Origin of the sequence: Nocardia vinacea NBRC 16497, from assembly GCF_000308835.1 — a bacterium.
GTDB classification, from domain to species: Bacteria; Actinomycetota; Actinomycetes; order Mycobacteriales; family Mycobacteriaceae; genus Nocardia; species Nocardia vinacea.
In genome coordinates, this window is sequence record NZ_BAGN01000113.1 from 1 (window position 1) to 22856 (window position 22856).

General features: G+C 66.1%; 20 protein-coding genes and 3 pseudogenes. 10 read left to right on the forward strand and 13 right to left on the reverse strand.

The annotated features are described in order from the left end of the window. Nucleotides 1–350 (forward strand): annotated as a pseudogene (locus ON44_RS15240) (catalase/peroxidase HPI); the annotation flags it as partial. Nucleotides 351–423: 73 nt separating this feature from the next. Here ON44_RS15240 and ON44_RS15245 read toward each other — a convergent pair. Further along, the gene (locus ON44_RS15245) at nt 424–1614 is read right to left on the reverse strand and encodes a metallophosphoesterase (protein WP_306306485.1); all 1191 of its coding nucleotides are present in this window, start codon (nt 1612–1614) and stop codon (nt 424–426) included. Nucleotides 1615–1836: 222 nt separating this feature from the next. Between ON44_RS15245 and ON44_RS53430 the strand changes: the two are divergent. The 4 genes and pseudogenes from ON44_RS53430 to ON44_RS15260 all read left to right on the forward strand — a co-directional run. Beyond that, nucleotides 1837–1950, forward strand: a pseudogene (locus ON44_RS53430) (BBE domain-containing protein); the annotation flags it as partial. A gap of 74 nt (nt 1951–2024) precedes the next feature. Next, entirely contained in the window at nt 2025–2405 is a 381-nt protein-coding gene (locus ON44_RS15250; protein WP_040690485.1) for a BlaI/MecI/CopY family transcriptional regulator, read from the forward strand. Next, nucleotides 2402–3349 (forward strand): M56 family metallopeptidase, encoded by a 948-nt coding sequence (locus ON44_RS15255; protein WP_040690486.1) that lies wholly within the window; start codon nt 2402–2404, stop codon nt 3347–3349. The genes ON44_RS15250 and ON44_RS15255 overlap by 4 nt, the downstream gene beginning before the upstream one ends. 69 nt (nt 3350–3418) lie before the next feature. Beyond that, the gene (locus ON44_RS15260) at nt 3419–4531 is read left to right on the forward strand and encodes a winged helix DNA-binding domain-containing protein (RefSeq protein WP_040690489.1); all 1113 of its coding nucleotides are present in this window, start codon (nt 3419–3421) and stop codon (nt 4529–4531) included. A 74-nt stretch (nt 4532–4605) separates the two neighbouring features. On the opposite strand, the gene ON44_RS15265 is transcribed toward ON44_RS15260, so the two are convergent. Next, nucleotides 4606–5409 carry an acyl-CoA thioesterase gene (locus tag ON44_RS15265; protein WP_040690548.1) on the reverse strand — a complete coding sequence of 268 codons (804 nt, stop codon included), beginning with the start codon at nt 5407–5409 and terminating at the stop codon, nt 4606–4608. Nucleotides 5410–5463: 54 nt separating this feature from the next. On the opposite strand from ON44_RS15265, the gene ON44_RS15270 reads away from it, so the two are divergent. The 3 genes from ON44_RS15270 to ON44_RS15280 are packed head-to-tail and all read left to right on the forward strand — an operon-like array spanning nt 5464 to nt 6934. Beyond that, nucleotides 5464–5955, forward strand: a complete 492-nt coding sequence (locus ON44_RS15270) for a winged helix-turn-helix transcriptional regulator (protein WP_040690490.1) — start codon at nt 5464–5466, stop codon at nt 5953–5955. Between the two features lie 25 nt (nt 5956–5980). Then, nucleotides 5981–6397, forward strand: coding sequence for an NUDIX hydrolase (locus ON44_RS15275; protein ID WP_083897896.1), 417 nt, complete (start codon nt 5981–5983; stop codon nt 6395–6397). Between the two features lie 39 nt (nt 6398–6436). Then, nucleotides 6437–6934, forward strand: coding sequence for a hypothetical protein (locus tag ON44_RS15280; RefSeq protein WP_040690492.1), 498 nt, complete (start codon nt 6437–6439; stop codon nt 6932–6934). A 469-nt stretch (nt 6935–7403) separates the two neighbouring features. Here the strand turns inward: ON44_RS15280 and ON44_RS15290 are convergent, their stop codons facing one another. The 4 genes and pseudogenes from ON44_RS15290 to ON44_RS15300 form a co-directional block, all read right to left on the reverse strand. Then, on the reverse strand, nt 7404–8852 hold the full coding sequence (locus ON44_RS15290; RefSeq protein ID WP_040690497.1) for an amidase: 1449 nt from the start codon (nt 8850–8852) through the stop codon (nt 7404–7406). A 268-nt stretch (nt 8853–9120) separates the two neighbouring features. Beyond that, the gene (locus ON44_RS53435; RefSeq protein WP_281005171.1) at nt 9121–9252 is read right to left on the reverse strand and encodes a hypothetical protein; all 132 of its coding nucleotides are present in this window, start codon (nt 9250–9252) and stop codon (nt 9121–9123) included. A gap of 50 nt (nt 9253–9302) precedes the next feature. After that, a pseudogene (locus tag ON44_RS15295) lies at nt 9303–10027 on the reverse strand (haloacid dehalogenase-like hydrolase). A 260-nt stretch (nt 10028–10287) separates the two neighbouring features. Continuing rightward, nucleotides 10288–12645 carry an arylsulfatase gene (locus ON44_RS15300; RefSeq protein WP_040690498.1) on the reverse strand — a complete coding sequence of 786 codons (2358 nt, stop codon included), beginning with the start codon at nt 12643–12645 and terminating at the stop codon, nt 10288–10290. Between the two features lie 578 nt (nt 12646–13223). Between ON44_RS15300 and ON44_RS15310 the strand changes: the two genes are divergently transcribed. Continuing rightward, on the forward strand, nt 13224–14123 hold the full coding sequence (locus ON44_RS15310) for a formylglycine-generating enzyme family protein (protein ID WP_051182055.1): 900 nt from the start codon (nt 13224–13226) through the stop codon (nt 14121–14123). Between the two features lie 143 nt (nt 14124–14266). Here ON44_RS15310 and ON44_RS15315 read toward each other — a convergent pair whose 3' ends face one another. From ON44_RS15315 to ON44_RS15345, 7 genes are all read right to left on the reverse strand, one after another. Then, a complete protein-coding gene (locus ON44_RS15315) occupies nt 14267–14878 on the reverse strand; it encodes a GTP-binding protein (protein ID WP_040690501.1) in 612 nt (203 codons plus the stop codon). Further along, a complete protein-coding gene (locus ON44_RS15320; RefSeq protein WP_040690502.1) occupies nt 14859–15233 on the reverse strand; it encodes a DUF742 domain-containing protein in 375 nt (124 codons plus the stop codon). The genes ON44_RS15315 and ON44_RS15320 overlap by 20 nt, the downstream gene beginning before the upstream one ends. Then, on the reverse strand, nt 15230–15625 hold the full coding sequence (locus ON44_RS15325; RefSeq protein WP_040690503.1) for a roadblock/LC7 domain-containing protein: 396 nt from the start codon (nt 15623–15625) through the stop codon (nt 15230–15232). Before ON44_RS15325 ends, ON44_RS15320 begins: the two co-directional genes overlap by 4 nt. Beyond that, the gene (locus ON44_RS15330) at nt 15603–18059 is read right to left on the reverse strand and encodes a sensor histidine kinase (RefSeq protein ID WP_040690555.1); all 2457 of its coding nucleotides are present in this window, start codon (nt 18057–18059) and stop codon (nt 15603–15605) included. Before ON44_RS15330 ends, ON44_RS15325 begins: the two co-directional genes overlap by 23 nt. A gap of 116 nt (nt 18060–18175) precedes the next feature. Then, a complete protein-coding gene (locus tag ON44_RS52555; protein WP_040690505.1) occupies nt 18176–18403 on the reverse strand; it encodes a hypothetical protein in 228 nt (75 codons plus the stop codon). A gap of 65 nt (nt 18404–18468) precedes the next feature. Beyond that, a complete protein-coding gene (locus tag ON44_RS15340) occupies nt 18469–20562 on the reverse strand; it encodes a sensor histidine kinase (protein ID WP_245567165.1) in 2094 nt (697 codons plus the stop codon). Nucleotides 20563–20669: 107 nt separating this feature from the next. After that, complete coding sequence (locus ON44_RS15345; RefSeq protein ID WP_040690507.1) at nt 20670–21038, reverse strand: DoxX family protein; 369 nt, start codon at nt 21036–21038, stop codon at nt 20670–20672. Nucleotides 21039–21212: 174 nt separating this feature from the next. Between ON44_RS15345 and ON44_RS15350 the strand changes: the two genes are divergently transcribed. Further along, nucleotides 21213–22766, forward strand: a complete 1554-nt coding sequence (locus tag ON44_RS15350) for a succinic semialdehyde dehydrogenase (protein ID WP_040690508.1) — start codon at nt 21213–21215, stop codon at nt 22764–22766. Nucleotides 22767–22856 lie beyond the last annotated feature (90 nt).

The following is a 22856-nucleotide window of genomic DNA, read 5'->3' on the forward strand; positions in this document are numbered from 1 at the left end:
TACTGGTCGGCGGCCTGCGCGCCTTGGGCGCCAACTACGGCGGCAGCAAGCACGGTGTGCTCACCGAGCGTCCAGGCCTGCTGACAAACGACTTCTTCGTCAACCTGCTCGACATGCGCACGGAGTGGAAGGCGTCCGAGTCGGTGGAAAACGTCTACGAAGGTTTCGACCGGTCCTCCGGCCGGCCCAAGTGGTCGGCCACCGCCAACGACCTCATCTTCGGCTCACACTCGGTGCTGCGCTCGGTGGCCGAGGTTTATGCGCAGCAAGACGGCGCGGAGAGGTTCGTGAACGACTTCGTCGCCGCGTGGGTCAAGGTGGTCGACAACGACCGATTCGACCTCGCCTGATCTCGACCGGGCCCCATCCGGAGATTCGATGGGGCCCAGTCGGTCGTGGGAGGTGTGGCAGCACCGTAGCGCGTTACGCCTGTTTTGACGCCAGCTCGACAACGGTGATATCGGAGGGGGCGCCGACCCGGACCGGAGGTCCCCATGCGCCCGCTCCGCGCGTGACATAGAGCTGGGTGTCACCGTAGCGCTCCAGGCCTGCGACGGTCGGATTGGCCAGGCCCGCAAGGTAATTCCCGGGCCATAACTGGCCGCCGTGGGTGTGGCCGGACAGTTGCAGGTCGACGCCGAACTCGACCGCATCATGGATCTGCACCGGCTGATGCGCCAGCAGCACCGCGGTACGCGCGAGATCACGGTCGCCGAGCGCGGCGGCGAAGTCCGGCCCCTGCCCGATACGTTCGCCCTGAATATCGTTGACCCCGGCCAGGTCGAAATACGGCAGCTCAGTGCGACTGTTCGCCAGCAGCTTCAGTCCGAGTTCCTGCACATGCTCGATCCACTGCTCGGCACCGGAGAAGTATTCGTGGTTGCCGGTGACGAAATAGGCACCGTGTCGTGCGCGCAACCGCGCCAGTGGTTCGACGGCCGAGCGCAGGTGTTCGACGCTACCGTCGACCAGATCTCCCACCACGGCAATGAGATCCGGCTGGGTGCCGTTGATCGTCTCGACCACCCGCTCGGCGAATCCGCGGCCCAGAATCGGACCGAGATGAATATCGCTGACCACCGCGATCCGAAAGCCGTGCGCGGCGCGCGGCAGATTGGCCAGCGGCACCGTCAACTGCTTTACTCGCGGGCCGGTCAGCGTGCTGTGGGTGCCGTAGCCGACCGTGGTCACCGCCGCCAGTGTCGCCGCGGCGCCCACCGCTCGAGAGACGAAGAGTCGCCGTGAAACCGGCGCGGGATGATCTCCGGCCCCGGTTGCCGCAGCGTCCTCGGGCGTCCTCGAATGTGCAATCCAACGCCGGAAAAGCGGCCGCACCAGCTCACCCACCAACAGCCACAGCACGAGATAGACGAAAAGCGCGCCCCACAGATAGCCGGGCCAGGCGATGATCTGGGTGATCAGAAATGGAACCCCGGCCGATTCGGACGCAAATGCACCGATCAAAAGTGCTGTCCCCCCGACGATCACCCCGGTCCCCACCCGGCGAGCGATCGACCCGCGCTCGGTCGTATCCCAGACGAGCCGCCGCCACAGAAACCAGTGCACGCCAACTACTCCCAGCACGACGATTACCGCACCAATGACGATTCCCACAGCGACCACCACATCCACGGGAGCACTCTATGTCCAGTCGAGGACAAGGTGCGGGTGCCGGTGAGGTGCGTGGAGCAGGGACCGCGGCGGCGCGGTAGGGGCTGTTCTTCCTCGGCGTGCTGATCGACCGCGACGCACTCGAGACCGAGCCCTGAGACGTAAGCGTCTTCGAGCATTGAGTGAGAGCGCCGAGAGTTGGACGACGAGCGTTGGATCGGGTGCGAGTACTACGGCGCCAACTGCGAGCGGCTACGTCAGGTGAAGGCCCGATACGATCCCGAGAACGTGTTCAGCTCTGAGCAGAGCGTACCGCTATCGAGCGAATCTACGGTATGACTACGTAGCAATAGGCCGAGCCAGCTACTCTGGGACGTCAGAGATGTCCAGTAGTTGATGAGGGAGTCGGCATCGTGCGTGGATTCGGGGATTTGGAGGCGGTGATCATGGACCGCATTTGGGATCGGGACGCGGAGACCACAACGGTCCGCGAAATCTTCGACGAACTGGCCGCCGAACGCGGTATTGCCTACACAACGGTCATGTCGACCATGGACAATCTGCACCGCAAGGGCTGGTTGGCGCGCGAACGCGCGGGCAAGGCATATCGATATTGGCCGACGCTGACCCGCGAGGAACACAGCGCGCGGCTCATGCTCGAGGCGCTGGGCTCGGGCGGGCGCTCGGATCTGGTGCTCAGCCATTTCGTCGATCGGATCAGTGAGGAGGAGTCGGCCGGACTGCGTGCCGCGCTGCGCCGGCTGACCTCACGCAAAACCCCAGAGGCGCCGTGAACGTAGCCGTCAGCCTGATGATCTACGGCAGCCTGGTGGCCACTTTCGGCCCGACCGTGCTGCGCAGACTGACCCGGCGCGGCGTCGCGCCCCGCCTCGGGGTGCTCGCGTGGGTGGTCGCGATCGCGGGCGCACTGGGTGCGTGGGCGATCGCAGGCGCCATGCTGATCGTCGAATTCGCCACCTACTGGCATCCCATCGATACGCTGCGCGACTGCTTCGACGCGCTGGCCACGCCGATGCGCCTGCACGGTGGCCTGCTGGTCCAATTGGGCACCCTGACCTGCGCGGCGCTGGTCGCCGTCGCGCTCCTCGGCATCCTGGCGCACGCCGCACAGGCGATGCTGTACATGCGACGCAAAACCATCGCACACGGACGCGCCGTTCGCATGGTCGGTCGTCACGTGCCCGGCGTCGGTGCGGTAGTGCTGGATTCGCCGGAGCGCCAAGCCTATTGCGTGCCGGGACGGCCCGACACCATCGTCGTCACCAGCGCGGCCGTCGACGCACTGACCGACAAACAGCTCGCCGCGGTGCTCGCCCACGAGCATGCACATCTGAGCGAGCGGCATGCCGGACTGCTCCGATTCCTGCGCGGCATCGCGATCACCTTGCCCGGGATGCGTCTGGTGACCGACGGGGTGCACGAAATCGGCCGACTGCTCGAGATGTGCGCCGACGATACGGCGGCGCGCACGCATGGCCGGGAGCCGTTGCTCGGAGGCCTGCTCGCGATCGTCGGCGCGACCGAACCGCTCCCGGCGGGCGCGTTGAGCGCGGCGGCAACTGCCGTACTGGATCGGGCCGAGCGCTTGGTCGCGCCGGTCGGTGCGGTGCGTCGCGCGACGAACCGGACCGCATTGCTCGCCGTGATGGCGGCGACCGTAGTGGGTCTTCTCGAGATTGCGGTCGGAGTACTGTTCTGCAGCACAGTGCTGGGATGAATCCGGTACTGCACCGGAGCCGGTAAGGGGTTGGGTCCGGTCGGTCGGCAGAAAAGAGGAGGGGCATAGGTGCACGTCACCTGGGATCAGGTTTTCGCTTGGCGGCTGCGCAGGCAATTCGTCGCGTCACCCAACGATGTCGGGGTCGCCCAGATCGTCGAGCGGCTGTGCGGTGTGCAGGCCCAGGTGACTGCGGCCGCGGATCTCGCGGTGGCGCTGCGGCGCAGTAAACCCGATCCAGGTGCGCTACCACCGGAATTGGCGGCGGGCACCCTGATGAAGACCTGGGCCATGCGCGGAACTCTGCACGCGCTCGCCCCCGACATGGCGGCCGCGATCCTCTCCTTGATCGGGTCCGCCCGCACCTGGGAAAAGCCCGCTTGGCAGCGCACCTTCGGGGCATCGCCTGCGGAGGTCGCGGCGCTGGGCGATGCGGTGGCGCAGGTGCTCGATGGCGAGGTGCTCACCCGCGACGAGCTGGTCGAAGCGCTGGTCGCCAAACCCGCATTCCATCGGCTCGGCGAGGAATTGCGCTCCGGCTGGGGTGCGCTGCTCAAGCCGCTGGCCTGGCAGGGGGCACTGTGTCATGGTCCCGCGCAAGGCAATCGGATCACCTTCACCAGCCCGGCCCATCTGATCAACGGTTGGCGCGGTCTACCCGAACCCGATGCCGCCGCACCCTTGGCTATTACCGGTTACCTCGGCGCGTACGGTCCGGCGACCCCGGAAACCTTCGACGCTTGGCTCAGCCGCAACAGTCTGAAGAAAACGACGGTGCGCCGGTGGTTCTCGGAACTCGGGGAGGCACTCACCGAGGTCGATATCGCGGGACGGCGCGCCTACATACTCACCGAACACGCCGACGAACTGGCCGCCACGAATCCGACCGGCACCTCGGTGCACCTGCTGGGCGCTTTCGACCAATACGTTCTCGGTCCGGGCACCGGCGACACCGAACTACTCCGCACCGAACATCGCGCCCGGGTGAGTCGGGCAGCGGGTTGGATCTCTCCCATCCTGGTCATCGCTGGCCGTATCGCGGGTACTTGGGAGACCACCGCCGACGATCTGTCGGTCACCACCTTCGACGGCTCGCTACCCCCGACCCGCGACCTCAAAGCCGCCGCCGACCACGTCGCCGCAGCCATGGGCCACACCGGATTCACCGTGCACGTGGCGTAGTAACCACACCTGGTCATGATCACCATGCGTGGGTGGCGTCCCTATCTCCTGCGATGCGACAACAGTCTCCCGATTCAGCCGAGGACTCGGCGGGTTTGCCGGGCAGAGGCGATCAGTGCCCCGCCGCGATCCCAGATATCGATGTCGTCCACCGCCCAACCGCCACCGGTACTGACATTGGTCGCGCGGACGAGGACCGGCTGTTGGGTAAGCCGGGCCAGATCGGTGTGCAGATGCATCGAGAACGCCACCGTCGGCACCGCGACCGGCATGGTCAGGGTGGGGAAGAAGCCGGGCGGCAGTGCGTCGGCCAGCACCGCGAGCGTCGCCGCGTCGATCGGCAGTTCGGGGACCAGAGAGATCCACGCGCACATCCAGGCCTCGTCCGCGCCGGTCAGCGGTAGCGGCCCGGCGGCCGGACGGATTTCGAAATGCGCTCCCACGGGCACGATTTCGGGTGGCAGCCGGAACTGGACGCAGTCGTACGGCGCGGGCACTTCCGGCGCGGTGGTCGGCGGGAGGTCGGGTACCCGGGTCGGCGTGGTCCGGCCGAAGGTGACCGCGGCGGACGCGACGGACTTGCCCTCCTGATCGGCCGTCACCTCGACAACCGCGGTGCTGCGCCCCATTGGGTGCGCGATTGCCCGGAAGGTGAGGACTCCGTCGGTCGGGCGGCCGAGGAACCGCAGATCCACCGCGCGCACCGGCAGATCGGCGCCGCCTGCGCGTCGTGCGACCTCGACCAGCAGTCCGGCGATCACGCCACCGTGTGGCCCCGTCCAGCCGCGCCAGGACTTGTCGATCTGGGCCTGCCAGATGCGGTAGTCGGTCTCGGCCAGTGCGAACTCATCGCCCAGCCGGCTAGTCAGTTGCATCATGAAACGAACCATAGGCTAGTGAGTTCTTTGAAGCAACCGACTATGCTGAGGCTCATGCGCAGGACCAGCTTCGACGAGATGAACTGCTCGGTCGCCCAGTGTCTGGAGGTGGTCGGCGAATGGTGGACGCTGCTGATCGTGCGCGACGCACTCTTCGGCGTGACCCGCTTCGACGACTTCCGCGCACGTCTCGGCATCGCGCGCAATGTGCTCACCCAGCGCCTGGAACACCTCGTCGCGCACGACATCATGGTCAAGGTGCCCTACCAGGAGAATCCGGTCCGCTACGACTATCGGCTGACCCCCAAGGGTCGCTCACTCTGGCTCGTCGTCAATGCCATGCGGCAATGGGGCGACCAGTGGTCCGCACCTGACGGCCCGCCGGTGCAGGTCGTGCACGAATCCTGCGGTAAGACCACGGTGATCGAACCGGTCTGCGCCGAATGCGGTGAGCGGGTACGCGGGCAGGACCTGCGCCCCGTCGATGGTCCCGGCGCGGCGGGCGGGCGCTCCATCCTGCCCGCCGACCTCCAGCACGCCCATTGATCGATACGTCCATTAGGCTGCGGCGGTGGCGGATGGGCGAGTGCGGAAGCTGATCGACACGGTCGCGTGGGTACGCATCGAAGACGGCCGCATCCTGTGCGCGCGCCCGAAGGGCAAGGACATCTTCTACATTCCGGGCGGCAAACGCGAGGGCACGGAGTCCGATCTGCAGACGCTGCTGCGTGAGATCGAAGAAGAACTGACCGTCGCGCTGCTCCCGGACACCGTCGCCCACGTCGGCACCTACGAGGCCGCACTGCATGGACCGGCCAGCGATGTGGTCGTCCGGATGAGCTGTTACACCGCCGACTACCGCGGCACCCTCGCGGCCAGCAGTGAAATCGAAGAGGTCGCCTGGTTCTCCTATGCGGATCGCGCGCTGGTGCCGCCGGTCGATCAGTTGCTGTTCGACGACCTCGTCGATGCGGGCCGATTGGCCTGAGGTGCCCGCGCATCCGCTGCGCGGGATACGGTCGATGGCATGACCACGGTTCGCTCACTGTTGCGTTGGGCCGCATATGCGTTGGTTGCGCCGGTGATCGGTCTCGGTCCCATAGCGAGCAGGTTTCGGGTCCCGCGCCGGTTGCTGGGCATTTTCATCGCGCCGCGAGATTCCCTGGCAGTGCGTGCGGTCATGCATTCGGTGCTGGCCGGTGCGATCGGCCTGCTGACCTGGTTTCTTGCCTTCCTGGCAATAATCGCGGCGGTGCGCGGAATCTGCTATCCGCTCATCGCGGACAACGATCTCGAGCATTCGTGGGGTGGTCCAACGCTGGCGGGCGCGTGGGCGGTACACGCACTGCTCGGGGTTGGGCTACTGCCCGTATGGGGACTGGCGCTGGCCGGACTCGGTGCGGTGCAGGTGCGTCTGACCCGCCGGCTGCTCGGTCGGCACGGCCCGTGGTGGCCGATTCCGGTATCACTGCTGCTGGCCGTCGGTGGCGTGCTGCTCTTCATCTCCTGGTTGCATCAAGCCTGAATGCGCGGAGACCTTCCCGGATCCGCTGCGGCCGCTGGCAGAAGACCTGTGGCCGGCACCGCTCGCCGAAGTCCCCGAACTCGTGGAACTCAGCGAGGATGCCATGCTGGCTATTCTCGACAATGCCCGGACCGCGCTGACCGCCCTGCACGGCTATAAGGCATTGGCCGGAATGCCGGCCGAGCGCGGTGAATCCGCCCCGACCGCCGCGTCCATGGCACCCACGGCCATGTCTTGCGCACGCGCCCAGGATATTTCGGCGGATCCGATGATCAAGGAACTACCGGTCGTGCTGACGCTGATACCCCGCGGGAATGGACTTCGATCACATCGAAACGCTAGTGCGGACGGGACTCGGTCCAGTGATAGTCGGCTTTCATCGGCTGTGATCGCCAGGGGCGTAGCGGTTCCAGCTGCCTCCGGCTTGGGCGAGGTGCCGGTGGGCGGTCGGACACCCGGGTAGTACGCCCTACTTCGGTGCCTGGAAGCCGCCGAGCTGCTGCTCGAGCAGTTCGGCCAGCCGCAGCGGGGTGCGGTCCTCGAACATCGGACCGATGAGCTGCACTCCCACCGGCAGGCCCTCGGGGGACCGGCCCGCAGGTATGGCGGTGGCTGGCAGGCCGGGCATGGTCGCCACACCGGCCCAGACCAACTGGTCGAAGTACGGGTAGTCGATGCCGTCGATGTCGATGTGCCGGTTCTCCAGACCTCCGTTGTGGTCGTGCGGGAAGGCGGGAGTGGGCGTGATGGGGCACACCACGGCATCGAACTCGGCGAAGAGTTGCCGCCAGCCGTGGCGATGGAGTTCGCGACGGTTGTTCGCCTCGACCCAGTCGCGGTGGCTGAGCACCATGCCGCGCAGCCGCGCCGCATCGAGACTCTCGTCCGCGCTCAGGGCGGTGGCGTGGGTCCGCAGCTGTTCGTACACGTCGACGGGAAGACCTGCGGCGGCGTTCGACAGCATCAGCTGCATGTAGAGGGTCGCGGCCTCGGTTAGATCCGGCAGCAGCGGACTGTGCCGTTCGACGCGGGCGCCCTCGTCGACGAGCGCCTCGGCGACCCGGTTCACGCCCGCCCGCACCGCCGATCCGGTCGGAATGAGCGGATGGTCCTCGATGATCAGGACACGGAAGTCCGACAGCCGCTCGTGGCGCGCGGGTGGCAGTGCGACGTCGTAGGCGACGCCGTGGGTCAGCGGGTCCGGTCCGGCCATCACGTCGAGCAGGAGCGCGAGGTCGCGGGCGGTGCGCGCCATCGGGCCGACGACGGCGAGGTCGAGGTCGATCGGCAAGGCCGGTGCGGGCGGCGCGACCATGCCGCGGGTCGGCGCCAGTCCGAGTGTCGGCTTGTGCGCGTATACACCACAGAAATGCGCGGGGGTGCGTAGCGAACCGGCGAGGTCGGAGCCGATGGACAGCGCGCCGAATCCGGCCGCCAGGGCCGCCGCCGAACCGCCGGACGACCCACCCGACGTGCGCCCGTGATCCCACGGATTGTTGGTGGTGCCGTAGATCTCGTTGAAGCTCTGGATATCTCGCAGCATCAACGGCACATTGGTCTTGCCGAGCAGCACCGCGCCGGCCGCCTTCAGCCGCGACACCTGTACCGCGTCCTCGGTCGGCACGTAGTTCGCCTGCTGCGGCATGCCCCAGGTCGTGGGCAGCCCGGCGATGTTGTAGGACTCCTTGACCGTCACCGGAATGCCGAGCAGCGGCCGATCCTCGCCACGGGCGCGCGCCTGGTCGGCGCGGCGCGCGGCGGCCCGCGCACGGTCGAAATCCGGTACACAGATCGCGTTGATCGCCTTGTCGTCGCGCTCGATACGCGCGATCGCCTCATCGGTCAGTTCCACCGAGGTCACTTCACCAGCATGCAAGGCGGTCGTGAGTTCTTCCGCCGACTGAAAATTCCAATCCATGAATCCGACGCTATTGGCCCGCCGGAGAGGACATAAAATGCCGCTTCGCACAACGGGAAAGTCGAACGGACCACCTGCACCGGTGAAGTCACACGCTCGTTCTGCCATCGAGGACGGCCCACCCCAGGTCACAGCGTCGGCAGCGGGCCAACTCCATAAGCACAGGACATGAAATGCCGTTTAGCACAACGGGATAGATGTCTCAATACTCATCATGTTCCCCCCGCCCACAGACTATTCGCCAGTGATGCGGTGGCGTGCCCGAACTTCAGCAGCCATCGGCGTAGTGCTCGGCGATCAGATCCAGATTCAGCTTGTGCGTCAGCAGCGGTCCCGCGGTATCCGCACTCATCCGTGAATCATCTTGTGGTGAACGGGTATTGATGCATCCGTTCGCCACTCACATGTCCACGGCGGGTATCGGGCCGGGATGCTGGAGGGGCGGATCGGTCAGAAGACGGTGGTCCAGTCGTCCTTGATGCCGACTACCGTCCACCCGTTGTTACCGGCCAGCTCGAGAGCCTGCTCGGCGCCCGCGACGTAGTCGAACTCGCGGTCGGGGTCATCGTGCAGCAGCAGCAACCGCAACGCGGGGCGGTTCGGCTGTTCGGAGAACTGCAGCATCGGGATGTCGCCATTGCTGTTTCCCGCCGCCAGCAGAGGCCTCCTACCGACACGGTTCCAGATCTGCACCGGCTTCTCGGGACCGTCGTCGAAGACATCGGCCTCGGGCTTGCGGACGAGGGTGCCGCCGCATCCGTTGTCCTTCCAAGCCAGCGACACCCCGCTGCCGATGACCCGTTGCCGCGGGATTCCATACACGTCCTGGCTGATCGGCCGCATGAAGTCGCGGCCGCCGCCGGAGACGATGTAGTTGCGGAACCCGTGGGCGTCCAGGTATTTCAGTAGCTCGACCATCGGTGCGTAACTGCACGCCAGGTAGTCGCGGTCGAGGGTGGGATGTCGGGCGGTGCGTAGGAACGTGCCGGCGTGGGCCTCGAACTCGTCCACACTGGTTTCCGCGAACGCCGCCAGGACACCGGCGGCCAGCACTTTCAGCTCACTGTCGTCGCCGTGGTAGTGCTTGGTGATCACGTCGTTCAGCCACCCGTAGTCCCTGGTGTAGGCGGCCTGCTGCCACCTTCGGTGGTGACCCGATCGACGAAGTCCACCACTGCCTGTTTGCTGACGGAGTCCCTCCAGCTCGGAAGCGGATCCCCGGCTGGTGAATTGCCCGGCAATGACCGCCGCGTGGGCCCACCGCCACGATCCCGATCAATCGGTGGCGGACGTTCCCCGACAGTCATGCCCATCTCCTCGGTTCGACGTGGGACCCTGGATCGCGGTGTCCACCGCATCGGCGGAAGTCTCGACGTCGCAGTGCGTGCCGGGCATCACCACGGCAGAGCCCCGACTTCCGGACAGGTCCGTGCCGTTACTCGCGCGAGAGCATGGCGACGGCTTCGCGTTCCAGGTCGACGAACGGTTCGCCGCTGACATCGACAGCGACCCGGTGCAGGGTGCCGCCGGTGAAGGACCAGGGTCGTGTTCCGGGGTAGTCGTCGGTGACGGCTTCGGCGTTGTCGCGGCCGGCGTGGAGGCCCTCCCCGGCGATGCTGAATTTGCCGGGCTGGGTGCGGATTCGGCCTTCGCCGACTTTGCGCTCACCGTAGTAGAGGCTCAGGAGTCCGCGAGCGGTGCCGGGCGGATCTTCGCTGTCCTTGTCGAAGGAGGCGGCCAGGATCAGGTTCTGGCCGGTCGGTAAATCTTCGGTCGCGATGATCCGCTGCTCCTCGCTGCCCAGGAAGTTGTAGACGTAGTGCAGCCGGTTGTCCTTGATATAGAGGGCGTGCCCGCCGAACCGGCCGCCGTGGGAGAACAGCACACCCGAGGCGTCCGGGCCGGGCAGGTCGACGAGCGCTCCGATCGAGTAGGAGCGGTTTCGGATGTTGACCGCGACCGACTCCGGAACTTCCGCGCCACCCGGCCGGTATACGTAGCGGTTGCGCGGCGGTGTGAGCTGGGGGCGGGAGGTGGTGAGAATTTCGACGGCCGAGCGGTCATCGAGCGGGAATGCCTGGTTGATCCCCGCTTCGTAGAACCACAGGCCGATGAGTTCGGCGAGCTTGCCCGGTTCCTCGGCGGCCAGGTCATGCATCTCGGAACGGTCCACCTCGGTGTGGTAGAGCTCCCAGGTGTCGTCGGGGAAGTGGCTCCAGCCGCTGAGGGTGGGGTGGGTGGTGACGGCTTTCCAGCCGTCGTGCCATATTCCGCGTCCACCGAGCATGGAGTAGAACTGCGAGTGCTTGGCGGTCGGAATGTTGGCCGCGTCGAAGCTGTAGCGCATGCTCACCCCCTGCAGCGGCACCTGAGCGTGTCCTTTCACCATGTCGGGAAGTTCGATTCCGAGGCAGTCCAGCAGAGTTGGCACCAAGTCGACGGCGTGGTGGTACTGGTCGCGGATCTCGCCGTGGGCGTTGATCCCGGCGGGCCAGGAGATCAGGCACGGATCGCAGGTACCACCGTTGAACGAGTACCGCTTCCACATCTTGAACGGGGCGTTGAACGCCACCGCCCACCCGTTCGGGTAATGGTTGTAGGTCTTGGGGCTGCCCAACTCGTCCAGTTTGGCCAGGTTCTCGGCGAGGTCGTCGGGGACGCTGTTGGCGATCTTGTTCTCGTTGACCGAGCCATCCGGTCCGCCCTCGCCGCTGGCCCCGTTGTCGGAGACCACCACGATGATGGTGTTGTCGAGTTGCTCGATGCGCTCCAGGTAGTCGAGCAGGCGGCCGATCTGGTCGTCGCAGTGGGAGAGGAACCCCGCGTACACCTCGGCCATGCGGGAGAACAGTCGCTTCTCGTCATCGGCGAGGGTGTCCCACGGGCGGGTGTAGTCCAGCGGCGGGAACGGCTCGCCGTCGGGTCCGCTGCGGGTCTCGGGGGTGCCGATCGGGTTGAGTGGCGGCAGTTCGGTGTTCTGTGGGACCAGGCCCATCTGCTTCTGCCGCTCGAGGTTTTCCGCGCGCATTGCCTCGTATCCCGCGTCGAACCGGCCGCGGTAGCGTTCGATCCATTCGCGCGGTGCGTGGTGCGGAGCGTGCGCGCAGCCCGGGGCGTAGTAGAGGAAGACCGGGCGATCGGGGGCGATGGCCTTGACGTCGTCGATGTATTCGATGGCTCGGTCGGTGATGTCGACGCTGAGGTGATAGCCCTCCTCCGGTGTCGACGGCTGCTCGACGGGATGGTTGTCGTGCACCAGATCCGGATACCACTGGTTGGTCTCGGCCCCGAGGAATCCGTAGAAGCGCTCGAACCCACGGCCGATGGGCCAATTGCGCTTGGTGGACGCCAGATTCATCTCGTCCTCGGCGCACAGATGCCATTTGCCGACCATCGCCGTGCTGAAGCCCTGCTCGACCAGAACCTCGGCGAGGGTGGCGCACTCCGGCGGGATGTGGCCGTTGGCTCCCGGGAATCCGACCGCGCACTCGCTGATGCAGGCCATGCCGTTGGTGGTGTGGTTGCGGCCGGTGAGCAGACAGGAGCGGGTCGGGGAGCACAGCGCGGTGGTGTGCCACTGGCTGTAGCGCAGGCCTTTCGCGGCGATCCGATCGATATTCGGCGTCTCGATCGGACCGCCGTAGCAACTCATGGCACCGAACCCGACGTCATCGAGCACGATGTACACGACATTGGGCGATCCCGGTGGCGCCTTGGGCTGTTCGTAAGGGCCCCAGTCCGGGACCGAATCGCGGATATCGAGGTTGACCACACCGCGGAATGGGATTGCCATGGGCGTTCTCCTCACAGATAGACCCCCGATGGGTAGCCCCCCGAGCGAAATCCGGGCAGCCGGCGCTACGCTCCCTCACCCACGACGGGTGAGAACGAGGTCGGGCGTCGAGCTGCGGCTCTCGCCTCGAAAGGAATCAAGGCGAGTTGCCCTGCGGCGCTTCAAATACCGTCGCCCAGTCGTTCCTGATGCCGACCAACGTCCAGCCGTGCGCGTCGGATAGTCGACCGCCTGCTCGGCGCCGCTACGTAGTCGAACTCGCGGTCGGGGTCGCGATCGAGCACCAGTATCGGCAACGACGGCCGACCCTGCGACAGGCTTGACGATACACCGCAGGCCCGGCCGATGCCGCGATAACCACTGGGATGCCAGATGAGGAACAAGACCGCCGCGGTAATGAAATCGAATCACATACCGGGACTTTCGTCGGCGGTGAATAGTTGGACGGTATGAGTGGAGCAGCGAAGGGGCTACAGCACAGTGATCATCGTCCGGATTCGAGCCGCGCCTCCGACAGCGGTGCCAGGAATTCGCCGACCACCCCTACCCGGTCACCGGCACCGGGCGGGCACGAGCGGATGGTGTGGATCGAGGGCGGCACGTTCACCATGGGCTCGGACAGCCACTATCCCGAGGAGGCGCCGGCACACCGGGTGTCGGTCGGCGGATTCTGGATCGACCCGCGTCCGGTGACGAATACCGAATTCGCCAGATTCGTCTCCCGCACCCGCTACGTCACCGTCGCCGAGCGGACGCCGATGGCTGCTGACTACCCCGATGCCGATCCTGATCAACTGGTCGCGGGCTCGTCGGTGTTCGTCAAGCCGGATCGTCCTGTGCGCTTGGACCGCCCGTATCAGTGGTGGCATTGGGTTCCCGGTGCGAATTGGCGGCATCCGCAGGGACCGGGTACCTCGATCCGGAAGCGGCCCGACCATCCGGTGGTGCACATCGCGTGGGACGACGTCGCGGCATACGCCGACTGGGCGGGTAAGGACGTACCGACAGAGGCCGAATGGGAGTACGCCTGCCGAGGGGGTTTGGAGGGCGCCGAGTTCGCGTGGGGTGACGAATTCGAGCCGGGGAATACGGTGATGGCCAACACCTGGCACGGCGAATTCCCGTACCGCAACACACAAGTGGATGGATTCGAAGGAACCTCGCCGGTGGGTTCCTTCCCTGCGAACGGCTACGGCCTGGTGGATATGGTCGGCAACGTGTGGGAGTGGACCCAGGACTGGTACACCGCTCACCAGGGCCAAGCGCATGCCTGCTGTCTCGCCGTCGATCCGCAGGGCGGCACGGAAGAAGACAGTCGCGACCGAGCGCAGCCGCGCATCGGCCGCCGCGTCATCAAGGGCGGCTCACACCTGTGCGCCCTGAACTATTGCCGGCGGTACCGGCCCGCGGCCCGAATGGCCCAGGCTGTCGAGACCTCGACCTCACATCTGGGCTTCCGGTTGATCGTTCGACCGTGAATCGATCCGGATCGACGAACCGTGTTCCGCGTTCAAGGGCACCAGAAATGAGCACCGACACCATAGCTGGAACCCGCACGACAACCTCGCCGCGGTCCGGGTCTTCCTGGCCGACAACGGCTTCGAAGATCGCGTGGCCGCGATCAGGTGGCGACCGGAGCCCGCCCGGCTCGTTCGATGAGGTGCTGTACCAGGTTCAGCAGCACCTCCTTGGACGAGGCGCGGTCGCGGGCGTCGCAGAGCATGACCGGGATGTGATCGTCTAGGTCGAGTGCGTCGCGGACTTCGTCGATGGTGTAGACGGGGGCGTTGTCGAAGCAGTTGACTGCGACGAGGAATGCCAGTCCGCGGCGTTCGAAGAAGTCGACGGCGGCGAAGGAGTTGTCGAGGCGTCGGGTGTCGGCGATGACGATTGCGCCGAGTGCGCCGCGTGAGAGTTCGTCCCAGAGGAACCAGAATCGGTCCTGGCCGGGTGTGCCGAACAGGTAGAGCACGAGGTCGCGGTCGATGGTGATACGGCCGAAGTCGAGTGCGACTGTGGTGGTGGTTTTGTGTTCGACGCCGGATAGGTCGTCGACCCCGGTGCTGACTTCGGTGATCAGTTCCTCGGTGCGTAGGGGTGCGACTTCGCTGATCGATGACACCATGGTTGTTTTGCCGACGCCGAATCCGCCGGCGATGAGAATTTTGACCGAGGCCGCCAGTTGCGGTGTCGCAGTGGTTGGCCGGGTGGGGTCAAAGTTTTCGGATGCCATCGAGTACCGCTCGCAATATGTTGAGATCGCCGGGTCCTGCGTCCGGCTGCACCGGCGCCCGGAAGATCAAGTGTCCCTCGCCGATCAGATCGCCGACGAGAATCTTGGTCACCGCCAAGGGAAGTTTCAGATACGCCGCCACCTCAGCGACCGACTGCGGTGCGCGGCACAGTCGTACGATATCCGCGTATTCCGGATCGGTCCGCCGCAGGGTGGGCGGCGGATCGGCCGTGACGACCACGGTGAGCATGTCCAGGTCATGGCCTGCCCCCATCACCCGCCCGCGGGTGACCGCATAAGGCCGGACCAGCGGACCGGCCTCGTCGTCGAACCATTGCCCACCGCCGTGCGTCATGGCAAACGCGCTGGGGTGGATAGATAGGTGCCGACACGTTGGACGGTGACGTTCATTTCGTAAGCCACCATCCCGAGGTTGGCTGATTCGGCGGCTTGTAGTGCCAGGCAGGCGTTGTCGCCTGCGGAGGTCACGAACAGCACCGCACGATCGAGTTCGATGACGGCTTGGCGGACGCCGCCGCCGTCGAAGCGGCTGCCCGCGCTGCGGGCCAGGCCGTAGAGGGTGGAGGACATGGCGGCGAAGTGTTCGGCGTCTTCGCGGGTCATTGTGGTGGAGCGGCCGAGGAGTAGGCCGTCGGTGGACAGCACCACCGCATAGCGCACGCCGGCCAGTCGGTCGACGAGGTCGTCGAGGAGCCAGTTGAGATCACCGGGGCTGGAAGAAGTCACCGTTGCCTTCCTGTTCATCGGAGTGTTTACCGCTCGGTCCCTGATAGGTGCCGAATTGCTCGGCGGCCGCCACTTCGGGCAGCACGGTATCGGGGGCGGCGCGGCGGCCCTGCCTGGTCCCGTTTTCGATGGCGGACATCAGATCTCGCGCCTGCTCCGCGGAACGCTCCCGCTCCGGCGGCTGCTCCGCTTCGGGCTCGACTGCGGCGGGCTGCGCCAATTGCGGTGCGATGCTGGCCTGCCGGTTCCGGCGCGGCAGCGCGGGCCTGGTGTCCGCGGCGGTCGGCTGCGGCGCCTCGAACGATGGTGGCGGCACCGATGCCTCGATGGCGGGGGGTGCCACCGGCGGCGCGGTGAGCACCGCGGACTCGGTTTCCGCGCCACCGTAGGGGGAGGAGTCGACGAAGGGGACCGGATGCCGTCGCCTGCGCGCCGACTCCAGCGGTTCGGAATCCGTTGTCAGAGCGGGTGCTTCATTGGCGAGCAGGGCCGACGGGATGAGCACGATGGCGCGGATGCCGCCGTAATCGGACTCCGAGAGCCGAATCGAAACCCCGTGCCGTGCGGCGAGCTGCGCGACCACGAACAGTCCGAGCCGGGAGTCCGAGGACAATGCCGCGACACCGAAATCCGGTGGTTTGCGCAGCATCTCGTTGACCCGGGCGATCTCGGACTCGGTCATGCCCATGCCCTGGTCGCTGATCTCGGCGACCACGCCCTTGCCGACCACATTGCCGCTCACCTCCACCCGCGACTGCGGCGGCGAGAAGGAGGTCGCGTTGTCCACCAGCTCGGCGAGCAGGTGGATCAGGTCGGCCACGACCGCGCCGAGCACATGGGTCTCGGGCAGTCGCGACACGCGCACCCTGGCATAGTCCAGGGTTTCGCCGACCGCGCTGCGCACCAGATCGATCAGCGGCACCGGATTGCGCCACTGCCGACCCGGCTGACCACCGCCGAGAATGATCAGATTCTCGGCATTGCGACGTTCGCGGGTGGCGAGGTGATCGAGCCGGAACAGGGTGTCCAGCAGGGCTGGATCCTCTTGGCGGTCCTCGGCCTTGTCGAGAATTTCCAGCTGCCGGTGCACCACGATCTGGCTGCGGTGCGCGATATTCAGGAAGACCGCCTTCACACCCTCGCGGGTGCGCGCTTCGTTCACCGCGCCCGCCACGGCCGCGGCATGCGCGTGCTGGAATGCCTTTGCGACCTGACCGATTTCATCGTCACCGTAATTCAGTTCCGCGGATTCGGCCTCCGGATCAATGAGCTCACCCTCGCCGAGCCGACGCATCAGCTCGGGCAGCCGCTCATCGGCCAGGGCTAGGGTCTCACCGCGAAGCCGCTTGAGCCGGTTGATGACTCGGTTGGCCAGCACGATCGCGATCAAGAACGCCAGCAGGCTGACCACGACAACGCCGCCACCCGCCCACGCGGATCGCGCGGTGGCATCGGCGGCCTTGTCCTCGGCCAACTTCTGTGAGTACTTGTTCTGGGTAATCCACACATCGATCAGCCCGCGGTTCACTTCCGCGGCCGCGCTGTGCCACTCCTGGGTGCTCAACGGCAGGGCGGGCGGCGTCGCCTGTTTGGTGCCGCTGCTCGACGAACTGGCTGAACTCGACGAACCGGAGGTAGTGCTCGTCGCTGTCGTAGTGCGTTGGGCCAGTGCGTTTTCCATGGCGCTCAGCTGCTGCCAGGCCTGGCTCGCCATCAGCGTGTGCAGGCTCTCCTGCTGATTCGGGTCCAATTCGCCGGCCAGATTGGCGGCCTCGGCGTGATAGAAGCCGATCTGGCGCAGGAATTCCTCCATCGGAATGGGGGTCGGCCCGTTCGCGTTGACGATCATCCCCGCGAGCGCGGTGCTGCGCGACATCGCCTCGGCCACCAGGAAGATCCGCATACCGTCGGCGATATGCACGCCGATCTCGGCATCCGGCGCGGACTGCTCGGCGAGCTCGGTGCCGAAGGAGATGATGTCGAGCAGCCGGTTGTAGAAGTTGTAGGCGTCGGCGACGGGCAGCGTCCCGGCATCGGTGAGCGTGCGGACCTGGCTCATCGACGTCGACAGTGTCATGAAGTTCGCGGCGTTGTCGCCGATCTTCGAATCATCCACCGCCCGCAGTCCGGCGGAGGCATCGATCAGGCCCTTCAGCGCGCCGTCGAGGCGCATCCGGGCCACACCGAGCGCGGGGGTGGCCGTATCATCGCCGGTCAGCGCGGCCACCGTCAGTTGGCGTTCGCCCTGGACCGCCTCCAGCAATTCGCGGGTCGAGGGTATCGCCTGCTGATTCTGCGACGCCCAGTCCTTGGCTTTATTTCCCTCGGTAACCAGATATCCCGCCGCGCCCACGCCGACCACGAGCAGAGTCAGGCTCGGCACGAGCGCGATCGCCAGAATCCGCGTTCGGACCCCGAGCCTCGCTCTGAACATCGCCATAATCTAAACCAGTTGTGACCATTTCGTTGCTCAAGTCCCGCTGAGCGGGACTCGAGTTGACATACCTATCCCACTTGCGCTCGCCCGTTCGATAAGCTGCTGGACCAGCGTCAGCAGGGTGTTCTTGCAGGACTGGCGGTTTCGGGCGTCGCCGAGCAGTACCGGAATGTGGTCGTCGAGGTGTTGAAGTGCTCGGTGGGCGGTTCGCCGGGCATCGCGCGAGGTCCCTGCCGGGTCCCGTTTTCGATGGCCGCCATCAGATTTCGGGCCTGCTCGGCCGAACGCTCCCGCTCCGGCTCCTGTTCGGCGGTGGGTGCGGCGGTGCTGGGCCGCGCCAATTCCGGTGCGATGCCGGCCTGCCGCTGCCTCGCGGCAGGGGTGGTCCGGTATCCGGGCCGGGGAGTTACTGGGATTCGGAAGTGGGCGGCTGCTCGATTGTCCGGGGCCGCGGATCCGGCGCGAGCCGCGGCAGTGTGGTGAGTACCGCGGACTCGGACTCGCCGTTGGAGACGGAGTCGATGAAAGTCACCGGCCGGCGTCGTCGCGCAGATTCGATGTGCTCGGAAGCCGTTGTCAACGAGGGGGTGTCGGTGGCGAGCAGGGCCGACGGGATGAGCGCGATGGCGCGGATGCCGCCGTAGTCGGACTCCGACAGCCGGACCGATATGCCGTGCCTGGCGGCCAGCTGGGCGACCACGAACAAACCGAGCCGGGAATTCGCGGACAGCGCCGCGACACCGAAATCCGGTGGATTGGACAGCATCTCGTTGACTCTGTCGACCTCATCCGGCGGCATGCCCATGCCCTGATCGCTGATCTCGGCGACCACGCCCTTGCCGACCACATTGCCGCTCACCTCCACCCGCGACTGCGGCGGCGAGAAGGAGGTCGCGTTGTCCACCAGCTCGGCGAGCAGGTGGATCAGGTCGGCCACGACCGCGCCGACCACATAGGTCTCGGGCAGCCGGGCCACACGAACCCGTGCGTAGTCGAGGGTTTCGCCGATGGCGCTGCGCATGATGTCGATCAGCGGCACCGGATTGCGCCACTGCCGACCCGGTCGGCCGCCGCCGAGAATGATGAGGTTCTCGGCATTGCGACGTTGGCGGGTGGCGAGGTGGTCGAGCTTGAACAGGGTATCCAGCAGTACCGGATCCTCCTGGCGGTCCTCGGCTTGGTCGAGGATCTCCAACTGCCGGTGCACCACGACCTGGCTGCGGTGCGCGATATTCAAAAAGACCGCCTTCACACCCTCACGGGTGCGCGCCTCGTTCACCGCGCCCGCCACGGCCGCGGCATGCGCGTGTTCGAATGCCTTTGCCACCTGACCGATCTCGTCGTGGCCGTAGTCGAGGTCCGGCAATTCATCGGCGGGGTCGATGATTTCGCCCGCGCCGAGCCGCCGCATCATATCCGGTAGCCGCTCATCGGCGATAGTGAGGGTTTCCCGGCGCAGTCGCTTCAGGCGGCGGATGACCCGGTTGGCCAAGACCAGAGCGATCAGAAATGCCACCAGACTGACCGCGGTGACACCGCCCCCGGCCCACAGCGTACGTGCGGTCGCGGCGGCGGCCCGGTCCTCGGCCAGTTGCTGGACATCCTTGCTCTGTGCGAGCCAGATGTCGGTCAGCCCTCTGCTCACCTCGGCGGCGGCGTTGTGCCATTCCTGTGTGCTCAGCGGGAGCGGCGCCGGGGCCGACTTGCCGTTGCCGCTCGCTGACGCCGTATTGCGTTGGGACAGAGCACTTTCCATGGCCGCCACCTGCTGCCACGCCGTGCTCGCCTGCAGGGACCGCAGACGCTCCTGCACCGTAGGGCCGAGTGCCGCCGTCAAATTGGCGGTTTCGGTCCGGTAGTAGCCGACCTGGTGCGCGAACTCCTCGAACGGAATCGAGGTCGGGCCATTCGCGACCGCGAGCATATTCGCCAGGGCGACACTGCGTGACATCGCTTCCACCACCAGGAACAACCGCAGACCGTCGGCGATGCCTATACCGATTTCGGTATCCGGGGCCGTTCGCTCGGTATGGGCCGTACCACTGGTGATGAGGTCGAGCAGTTGGTTGTAGAACGCGTACGCGTCCGGGGCGGGCAGCTGGCCCGCGTCGGACGCGGTACGGACCTGCTTCATATGTTCGGTCAGCCTCAGGAAGTTCTCCGGATTGCTCGAGGTATCCATTTCGACCAACTCGGCAGTGCCGGTGACCAGGCCTTTGAGCGCTTTGTCGACCCGCGTGCGGGCGGAGCCGAGTCCGGGCACGGCGGATTCGTCACCGGCCAGCACGGCCAGTGTCAGCTGGCGTTCGGATTGGACGGACTCGAGCACCTCCCGAGCCATCGGAATCGCCTGCTGATTCTGCGCGGCCCAATTCTCGGCCCTGTTTTCGTCGGCCACCAGATACCCCGCAGCGCTCACGCCGACCACGAGCAGCGTCAGGCTCGGGACGAGCGCGATCGCCAGAATCCGCATCCGGACCCCGAGCCTCGCTCTGAACATCGGATCACAGTAATACATACTGTGATTTTCTTGTAAAGCCTTCGGTATACCGGACTGGACACGGTGGTCCGGGGGTCATGAGCCCGGTGCGGGCTCAATTACCGCGGTCACAGGCCCGCGAATCGGCCGATGGCGACCAGTACGGCAATGATCAGGATCGTGGTGGTGATCGCGATATTGCGGGGCTCGCGCAGACGTATGTGCGAGCTGATCGCACCGATCATCACCACGGCGAAACCGACCGCCGCCAATGGGGTGAGCACCGGCGCGATCCCGGTCCACCACGGCACGATAATGCCGATGACACCGAGCAATTCGGCGTAGGCGGTCAAGCGCACCACCGACTTCGGGTACACCGCGACACCCGTCTGGCCCATCTCGACCAGCTTCTCCTTGGATTGCGTGGATTTCGCGATCCCGGATGCGGTGAACACAACGGCCAGCACGATCTGTCCGATCCAGAGTGCGATATTCATGGTTCCTCCCTCGATGGGGTTCAGGTGCTCATGAGACAAATCAGCTCTCGCGAACGTGACAGTTTCGGCCGACTAGGCGTTGTCACCTGCCAAACCCGGATAGTGGCTGCTATGGCTACCGCAGGCGGCGTATGTTGTGTGTATCCCGGGGTTACTCACAAGTAGGAGGCACCGATGCCCGCGCCGAATGCCGAAGTCTTCGACCGCCTGAGTGCGCTCGCCGCGATCGCTGATCCGGACGCCCGTGCGCGCAAAACCATCGCCGAAACCTTCACCGGCACCGCACTCGGCAGCGTACCCGTGGGCTCCGCCGATGACGTAGCCGCCGCATTCGACAAGGCCAAGGCCGCGCAGTCCCGATGGGCCGTGCGCTCGGCCAAGGATCGTGCCGCGGTACTCGAGCGATACCGCGAATTGGTCGTCGAACAGCGCGAATTCCTGATGGACGTGATCCAGGCCGAAACCGGTAAGGCGCGCTGGGCCGCCCAGGAAGAGATCATGGGCCTGATGTTCGCGGCCCGCTACTTCGCCAGGGTCGCGCCCGATCTGCTCGACGCGCACCGTGTGCCCGGCGCCTTCCCGGTGCTCAACCGGGCGACCGTGCGTCACCAGCCCAAGGGCGTCGTCGGTGTGGTCGCGCCGTGGAACTATCCGATGCTGCTGTCCATCGGCGATTCGATCCCGGCGCTGCTCGCGGGCAATGCGGTGATCGTCAAACCCGATAGCCAGACCCCGTTCTCGGCACTGGCCGGCGCCGAATTGCTGTACCAGGCCGGACTGCCCCGCGACCTGCTCGCCGTTGTCACCGGACCGGGCACCGTGGTCGGCACCGCCATCGTGGACAACTGCGACTACCTGATGTTCACCGGCTCCTCCGCGACCGGGCGCACCCTGGCCGAACAGTGCGGACGCAGGCTCATCGGGTTCTCCGCCGAACTCGGCGGCAAGAACCCGATGATCGTCACCCGCGGCGCGAAGCTCGATAAGGCCGCCAAGGCCGCGGTGCGCGCGTGCTTCTCCAACGCGGGTCAGCTGTGTATTTCTATCGAACGGCTGTATGTGGAGAAGGCGGTCGCCGCGGAGTTCACCGAGAAGTTCGTCGCCGCCGTTGAGGCCGCGAAACTCGGTGCGGCCTATGACTATTCGGCCGATATCGGCAGCCTGATCTCCGAGGCACAATTGGAGACCGTCTCGAAGCACGTCGCCGACGCGACTTCCAAGGGCGCTCAGGTACTCGCGGGCGGCAAGGCACGCCCGGATCTGGGACCGCTGTTCTTCGAACCCACGGTGCTCGCCGATGTCACCGACGAGATGGAATGCGGCCGCAACGAAACCTTCGGCCCGCTGGTCTCGATCTACCCGGTCGATAGCGTCGAGGAGGCGATCGGGCTGGCCAATGACACCGAATACGGCTTGAACGCGAGCGTCTGGGCGCAGAGCAAGGACGCGGGAGAGCGGATCGCCGAGCGGCTGCACGCGGGCACCGTCTGCGTCGACGAGGGTTATGCCCCGGCCTGGGGCACCACCGCAGCCCCGATGGGCGGTATGGGTATCTCCGGTGTCGGGCGCAGGCACGGCCCGGACGGGCTGCTGAAGTTCACCGAACCACAGACCGTGGTGGTCACGCGGTTCATGAATCTCGATGCGCCGCCGGTGATTTCGCAGGACAAATGGCAGCGGCTGCTGATGACGCTCACTCGCAGCTTCCGTTTCCTGCCCGGTCGGTAGGACACCGGACCCCGCCGTCCCGGTCTGCAGCGGGACGACGGGGCTTCGTGGTGTCGACCCGGGGCTGCGGACCCCCTGGTCGATCACCCG